This window comes from Streptomyces sp. NPDC101166 (assembly GCF_044768125.1).
Lineage (GTDB): Bacteria > Actinomycetota > Actinomycetes > Streptomycetales > Streptomycetaceae > Streptomyces.
This window is the reverse complement of the sequence record NZ_JBIWPF010000031.1, coordinates 50,105-57,088: the sequence shown is the minus strand read 5'-3', so window position 1 is coordinate 57,088 and position 6,984 is coordinate 50,105. Positions and strand designations below refer to the sequence as shown.

Genomic DNA, 6,984 nt, shown 5'->3' with positions numbered 1-6,984 from the left:
CTCTCAGGCTTTCCTCCGGGCGCTTCCCTTCGGTCTTGCGTTTCCGACTCTATCAGATCTTTTCTCGATCCGATTTCCTCGGTGCTTTCCGGTTCTCCGCTCTCGCGGTTTTCCCTTCCGGCGTTTCCGACTCTATCAGATCCTTTCGGCCCTGATTCCCAGTCAGAGGGGGTTTGCCTTCCCGGCTGTTGGGCCGTTCCGACGTCTCAAACCTTAGCGGATCCGCCCCGGCGAGTGCTAATCGAGTCGATCGAACCGATCAAGCTGCCGAATGCCCCATCGAATGGAATTCGGGCGCGCCGAATTAGATCCCGATGGGAGATCTTGCTGTGGTGTGAGGTGTCGCTTCTGCGACGGAGGTGCTACCGAAGAACCGTTACGGCTCCGTGGCAACCCGAAGAACTTTACGGATCGGCCAGGGGGATGTCAAGCGCCCCTGTCAAGGTCTTTTCGGCGAGGTCAGTCGAGGTCGCTGAGACGCCCGCCGGCGTCGGGCTGGGCGTGCTCCACCCGGCGCAGGAGCCTGGTCAGCACCTCGCCGAGGGCGGTGCGGTCCGATGGGGTGAGGTCCTGGAGCAGGTCCTCCTCGAAGACCGTCGCCGATCTCATCGCCTCCAGCCACTTCTCCCGTCCCTCCTGCGTCAGCTCCACGATCACGCGGACCCGGTTGGTCTCGTCCCGTTCCCGGGTCACCAGTCCTTCGGAGACCATGCGGTCGATCCGGTGGGTCATCGCGGCCGGCGTCAGACCGAGCCGCTTGGCGAGGTCGCTGGGGCCGAGGCGGTACGGGGCGCCGGAGAGGACGAGGGCCTTGAGGACCTCCCAGTCCGTGTTGCTCATGCCGAGCGCGGCGGTCTGGCGGCCGTAGGCGACGTTCATACGGCGGTTCAGGCGGGACAACGCCGACACGATCTTCTCGACCTGGGGGTCGAGGTCCTGGAACTCACGCTGGTAGGCGGCGATCTGCTCCTCGAGCGTCGGTTCGCCGTCGAGGTCTGCGCTGCCGTCGGGGGTGTCGCCCATGGCCGTCAGTATCGCACGGGACTCGTTCGCGTCGAAGTTCTTGTGGCTGTACTGTTTAGCTTCGAAATTTATCTTCGAAGTCTTCGGTTGTAAGTCCTTGGGTCAGCCATCTACCGGCTGACCCCTGTCTTGAGAGAGGTGAACGTGACCAGGGCGATGGGCGCAGCGATGCGCCGGATCCACGTGGGCAACGCACTCAGCGCGTTCGGGCTGGGCTTCACGGTCCCGTATCTGTACGTCTATGTGGCGCAGGTGCGGGGCCTGGGGTCCATGACGGCGGGGCTGGTGCTCGCCGTGTTCGCCGTGGCCGCGCTGATCGTGCTGCCGTTCGCCGGTCGGGCGATCGTGCGGCGCGGCCCGCTGCCGGTGCTGATCGCCGCCCTGGTCACCGCCGCCGTGGGCGCGCTGAGCCTGGGGCTCGCGGGCGACGCCGCCGCTGTGCTGGCCGCCGCGGGCGCGCTCGGGGCGGGGCAGGCCGTGATGCAGCCGGCTCTCGCCACGATGATCGTGGACTGTTCGAGCGCGGAGACCCGGTCGCGGGCGTTCGCCATGCAGTTCTTCCTGCAGAACCTCGGGCTGGGCGTCGGCGGGCTGATCGGCGGGCATCTCGTGGACGCCACGCGCGTGTCGTCGTTCACGCTGCTGTTCTCGATCGAGGCGGCGATGTTCCTGCTGCTGGTCGTGGTGATGGCGACGGTGCGGATGCCGCGCGCGCCGCGGGTCGAGGACGCTCCGCGGGGAGCGGCGAAGGGGAGCTGGAAGCAGCTGCTCGGGAACCGGGCCATGGTGCAGCTGTGCGTGCTCGGGTTCGTGCTGTTCTTCGCCTGCTACGGGCAGTTCGAGTCGGGGCTGAGCGCGTACGGCGTGGAGGCCGCCGGGATCTCGACGTCCGCGCTGGGGACGGCCCTGGCCGCCAACACGGCGATGATCGTGGTCGCGCAGTTCGCCGTGCTGAAGTTCGTCGAGCGGCGCAGGCGGTCGCGGGTGATCGCGGGCGTGGGATTGATCTGGGCCGTGGCGTGGGTCACGGCCGGGTTCGCCGGGCTCGGGCACGGCAGCCAGGAGATGGCGACGGCCGCGTTCGTGTCGACGTACGCGCTGTTCGGGCTGGGTGAGGCGATGTTGTCGCCGACCGTCGCGCCACTGGTCGCCGATCTGGCGCCGTCCGGGATGGCGGGTCAGTACAACTCGGCGTTCGCCCTGGTGAAGCAGTTGGCGCTGGCGGTGGGGCCGGCCGTGGGCGGGCCGATGGGCGCCTCGCTGCACGCGCCCTACGTCGTGACGTTTCTGCTGTTCTCGCTGGGGATCAGCGTGCTGGCGCTGCGGTTGGGGCGACGGCTCACCGTGGCGCAGGACCAGCCGTGGCAGGCGCGCAACCGGGTGGTCGCCCGGGGCGGGGCCGCAGCGGAGCCGGTGGCCGCCGAGGCGTGAGGCAGGGCGGCAGCAGGGCAGGGGCGGCCGTCGTCATGGGCGACGGCCGCCCTTTCGTCTGCGCGGCGGCGGTCCGGACGGTATCGGCCGGTGTCGGCATCCGGCGTCAGTCGGCGGCTTTGGGGAGCAGGAACTCGCACCACACCGCCTTGCCCCCGCCCGGGGTACGTCTGCTGCCCCAGTGGGTGGCGATGGCCGCCACGATGGCGATGCCCCGGCCCGTCTCGTCGCCGGGCTCGGCCAGGCGGCGGAGCGGGAGGTGGTCGTCCCCGTCGGTGACCTCGATGATCAGGCGGCGGTCCGTGCGGCGCAGACGCAGGCGCATCGGCGGGGTGCCGTGCTGCAGGGAATTGGCGACCAGTTCGCTGGCGGCGAGGACGCCGAGGTCGTGCAGTTCGGTGGGGAAGCGCCAGCTGGTGAGGACGCCGGAGGCGAAGGCACGCGCGCGTGGGGCCGCTTCGACTCCGCCGAGGAGTTCCAGGGCCGCGTTGCGGAAGAGTTCGCCGTCGGCGCCGGTGCGGTGGGGGTGCTGGAGGACCAGGACGGCGACGTCGTCGTCGTGGTCCGCGGTGACGCCCGCGGAGCGGACCAGACGGTCGCAGACCACCTGGGGGGTGCCGGTGGCGCCGGCCAGGGCGCGCTCCAGAGCCGCGATGCCGTCGTCCAGGTCCTCGTCGCGTCGTTCGACCAGGCCGTCGGTGTAGAGGACGGCGGTGGATCCGGGTCCGAGGGGGACGGTGCCGGAGGCGTGCATCCAGCCGCCGGTGCCGAGCGGGGGGCCGGTGGGTTCGTCGGCGCGCCGGACGGCGCCGTTCTCGTCGCGGACCAGGATGGGCAGATGGCCGGCGGAGGCGTAGAGCAGCCGCCCCTCGTTCGGGTCGTGGACGGCGTAGACGCAGGTGGCGATCTGGTTGGCGTCGATCTCCATGGCGAGGCCGTCGAGGAGCTGGAGGACCTCGTGCGGCGGGAGGTCGAGACGGGCGTAGGCGCGGACGGCGGTGCGGAGCTGGCCCATGACGGCCGCCGCGCGTACTCCTCGGCCCATGACGTCGCCGATGACGAGGGCGGTGCGGCCGCCGCCGAGGGTGATGACGTCGTACCAGTCGCCGCCGACGGCTGCCTCGGTGCCGCCGGGGTGGTAGGTGGCGGCGATGCGCAGGTCGTCCGGTTGTTCGAGTTCCTGGGGGAGGAGGGAGCGCTGGAGGGTGACGGCGGTCTCGCGCTGGCGGCGTTCGCTGGCTCTGAGGCGGTCGGCGGCCTCGGCGTGGTCGGTGACGTCGGTGGCGAAGACGAGTACGGCGGACTTGCCGCCGTCCTGGGTGACGGGGGTGCAGGTGAAGGTGTAATGGCGGCCGTCGGGGGCCTTGCGGGACTTCAGGGTGCGGGGTTTGCCGCTGCGCTGGGCCTGGTCGAGGAGGGGCATGAGGCCGAGGTCGCGCAGTTCGGGGAGGGCTTCGGCGGCCGGTGCGCCGGGGTGGCGTACGCCGAATGCCGCCGCGTAGGCGTCGTTGACGTAGGCGAGGCGGTGGTCGGGGCCGTGGACGAGGGCGACGAGGGCCGGGACGCGGTCGAGGACCTCACGGACCGGGAGTTCGTCGACGGCGGGGGCCGGGGGCGGTTCGTCGGTGAGTCGTTCGGCGCGGGCCGCGGGCACGGAGCCCTCGCCCCGGCGGTCCGGGGTGGTGACCGTGTGCTCGGCTCGCGCGGCGGCGCGGCGCTGCGTTCCGGGGAGCCGGGCGCTCCAGCGCGTGAAGTTCACGAATCCTTGCCTCGTGTAGTCGTCGACGGCCGGCTCCGGGCCCGCCCTGGGCTCCGGGGCCGCGCGGCGGTGCGCGTTGTCGCAGCACCCGGGTGTTGCAGCGGTGAGGACGGCCTGGTGGTCGGGGGGTGGGCGGTGGTCCGCCGGGGCTCGGGAAGCAGGATGCAGTCTGGCAGTGCGGCCGCCGTCCGGGCCGGCATTCGTCAGACGTGGGGGTGGTCGGTGGAGTTCCTGATTCGGCTCAGGACGACCCCTTCGGGTCGCCGGACGACTCGTCGGAAGGCTTTCCCCCGGCAGCGAGTTCGAACTCCGCGCGCGGGTGTTCGAGTGAGCCGAGGGAGACGATCTCCCTCTTGAAGAGTCCCGCCAGCGTCCACTCGGCGAGCACGCGCGCCTTGCGGTTGAAGGTGGGGACGCGGCTGAGGTGGTAGGCGCGGTGCATGAACCAGGCGGGGTAGCCCTTGAGTTTGCGTCCGTAGACGTGGGCGACGCCCTTGTGCAGGCCCAGTGAGGCGACCGAGCCGACGTACTTGTGGGAGTACGTGCGCAGGGGTTCGCCGCGCAGGGAGCGCGCGATGTTCTCGCCGAGGAGCTTGGCCTGCCGCAGGGCGTGCTGGGCGTTGGGGGCGGTGACCTTGCCGGGTTCGGCGGTGACGTCGGGGACGGCGGCGGCGTCTCCCGCGGCCCACGCGTGCGTGACGCCGTCGATCCTCAGCTCGGGGGTGCACTTGAGGCGGCCCTGCGCGTTCAGGGGGAGGTCGGTGGCGGCCAGGAGCGGGGCGGGTTTGACGCCGGCCGTCCACACGACGGTGCGGGTGGGGAAGCGGGCGCCGTCGCTGAGAACGGCGACGCGGTCGGTGCAGGACTCCAGCCGGGTGCCGAGACGGACGTCGATGTTGCGGCGGCGCAGTTCGCTGACCGTGTAGCGGCCCATGTCCTCGCCGACCTCCGGCAGGATCCGGTCGGAGGCCTCGACGAGGATCCACTTCATGTCCTCAGGCGTGACGTTGTGGTAGTAGCGCGTGGTGTAGCGGGCCATGTCCTCCAGTTCGGCGAGCGCCTCGACGCCGGCGTAGCCGCCGCCGACGAAGACGAAGGTGAGGGCGGCGTCGCGGATCGCGGGGTCGCGGGTGGAGGAGGCGATGTCCATCTGTTCGATGACGTGGTTGCGCAGGCCGATGGCTTCTTCGACGGTCTTGAAGCCGATGGCGTGGTCGGCGAGCCCCGGCACGGGGAGCGTGCGGGAGACGGATCCGGGCGCGAGGACGAGCTCGTCGTACGTCAGCCGCAGCGCGCCGGTCCTGTCCTCCTCGCTCGCGAGGGTGCGCACGGTGGCGGTGCGCGCGGCGTGGTCGACGGCGGTGGCCTCGCCGACGATGATCCGGCAGTGCGGCAGGACGCGGCGCAGCGGGACGACGACGTGGCGGGGTGAGACGGCGCCGGCGGCCGCCTCGGGCAGGAACGGCTGGTAGGTCATGTACGGGTCGGGTGTGACGACGGTGATCTCGGCCTCGCCGCGGCCGAGTTCCTGTTTCAGCTTCTGCTGGAGCCGCAGGGCCGTGTACATCCCGACGTAGCCGCCGCCGACAACGAGAATGCGCGCACGTTCCTTCACCATCCCATGACGCACCCGTCGCCGGAGTTTGTCCACAGGCCCGACAATTTGTGTGACCGGTTCCGTGGCGCGCGCCGGGTTGGCCGAAACACCGGCGTCCTCGGAAGATGTGCAGGTCAGCGTGGGTGCGCTGGGGGGCGGGAAAGGGCGCAATCGGGACTTATACGACCCGTGCTCCGATCGGGGGGCGCTCCGTGCGGAACCTGCCCCTTCTGAATTGACTGCCTCTCAACTATGTTCGTGTGTCGACGGGGTGTCAGGGGGAAGCGCTCGTCGGGTCCGCGGCGAGCGGGTCCGCCGGTCGCGGTCCCCTCTTCGCGCACCCCGGCTTTCGATGGCGGGGAGTGTCTCCGGGGGGAGACGTCATTACCGGGGGATCATTCATGCACATTCAGGACACGCATTGGTCGTCCGCGTCCGCCCTTGCACCCGGCGGCGCGGTGAGCGCGGCGGTGGGCAACGGACGCGGGGACGGCCCGCGGACCACGCCGCTGCGCGTGGACGCACAGCGCAATCTCGAGCACGTACTGCGCGCGGCTCGTGAGGTGTTCGGCGAGCTGGGCTACGGCGCGCCGATGGAGGACGTGGCGCGCCGCGCGCGCGTCGGTGTCGGCACGGTCTACCGGCGCTTTCCCAGCAAGGACGTGCTGGTCCGGCGGATAGCCGAGGAGGAGACCTCCCGGCTGACGGACCAGGCGCGGGCGGCGCTGGGGCAGGAGGACGAGCCGTGGTCGGCGCTGTCGCGCTTCCTGCGGACGTCGGTGGCGTCGGGCGCCGGGCGGCTGCTGCCGCCGCAGGTGCTGCGGGTCGGGGTCGCCGAGGACGGCGACGACGCTCCCGCCGCGGATCTGGCGCGGGTGCCGCAGCAGCGGTCCCAGTCGGCCGGCGGCGAGCTGCGGCTGGTGTCCGAGCCGACCGCGTCCTCCGTCCTGGACGACGCCGGGTCGGCGGCGCTGCTCGACGTGGTGGGCCAGCTCGTGGAGCGGGCCCGGGCGGCGGGCGAACTGCGGCCGGACGTGTCGGTGTCGGACGTGCTGCTGGTGATCGCGACGGCGGCGCCCTCGCTGCCGGACGCGGCACAGCAGGCGGCGGCGTCGGCACGGCTGCTGGACATCCTGCTGGAGGGGCTGAGGTCGCGGCCCTCTTCCTGACGGGT

General features: G+C 71.4%; 5 protein-coding genes. 2 read left to right on the top strand and 3 right to left on the bottom strand.

What is annotated here, in order from left to right:
* Positions 1-459: 459 nt before the first annotated feature.
* The gene (locus tag ACIRS4_RS34115) at positions 460-1,023 is read right to left on the bottom strand and encodes a MarR family winged helix-turn-helix transcriptional regulator (RefSeq protein ID WP_404203449.1); all 564 of its coding nucleotides are present in this window, start codon (positions 1,021-1,023) and stop codon (positions 460-462) included.
* Between the two features lie 144 nt (positions 1,024-1,167).
* Here ACIRS4_RS34115 and ACIRS4_RS34110 point away from each other — a divergent pair, with 144 nt between their 5' ends.
* Positions 1,168-2,454: an MFS transporter gene (locus ACIRS4_RS34110; RefSeq protein WP_404203447.1), complete on the top strand. Its 1,287-nt coding sequence runs from the start codon at positions 1,168-1,170 to the stop codon at positions 2,452-2,454.
* Between the two features lie 106 nt (positions 2,455-2,560).
* On the opposite strand, the gene ACIRS4_RS34105 is transcribed toward ACIRS4_RS34110, so the two are convergent.
* Together ACIRS4_RS34105 and ACIRS4_RS34100 are read right to left on the bottom strand one after the other, a co-directional pair.
* The gene (locus ACIRS4_RS34105; RefSeq protein WP_404203445.1) at positions 2,561-4,213 is read right to left on the bottom strand and encodes a SpoIIE family protein phosphatase; all 1,653 of its coding nucleotides are present in this window, start codon (positions 4,211-4,213) and stop codon (positions 2,561-2,563) included.
* A 241-nt stretch (positions 4,214-4,454) separates the two neighbouring features.
* The gene (locus tag ACIRS4_RS34100) at positions 4,455-5,831 is read right to left on the bottom strand and encodes an NAD(P)/FAD-dependent oxidoreductase (RefSeq protein WP_404203443.1); all 1,377 of its coding nucleotides are present in this window, start codon (positions 5,829-5,831) and stop codon (positions 4,455-4,457) included.
* Between the two features lie 380 nt (positions 5,832-6,211).
* On the opposite strand from ACIRS4_RS34100, the gene ACIRS4_RS34095 reads away from it, so the two are divergent.
* Positions 6,212-6,979, top strand: a complete 768-nt coding sequence (locus ACIRS4_RS34095; protein WP_404203441.1) for a TetR/AcrR family transcriptional regulator — start codon at positions 6,212-6,214, stop codon at positions 6,977-6,979.
* Positions 6,980-6,984 lie beyond the last annotated feature (5 nt).

Excerpts from the sequence above, each read along its gene's own strand:
- ACIRS4_RS34095 (WP_404203441.1), top strand. The coding sequence starts at position 6,212 with ATGCACATTCAGGACACGCATTGGTCGTCCGCGTCCGCCCTTGCACCC.
- ACIRS4_RS34115 (WP_404203449.1), bottom strand. The coding sequence starts at position 1,023 with ATGGGCGACACCCCCGACGGCAGCGCAGACCTCGACGGCGAACCGACG.
- ACIRS4_RS34100 (WP_404203443.1), bottom strand. The coding sequence starts at position 5,831 with ATGGTGAAGGAACGTGCGCGCATTCTCGTTGTCGGCGGCGGCTACGTC.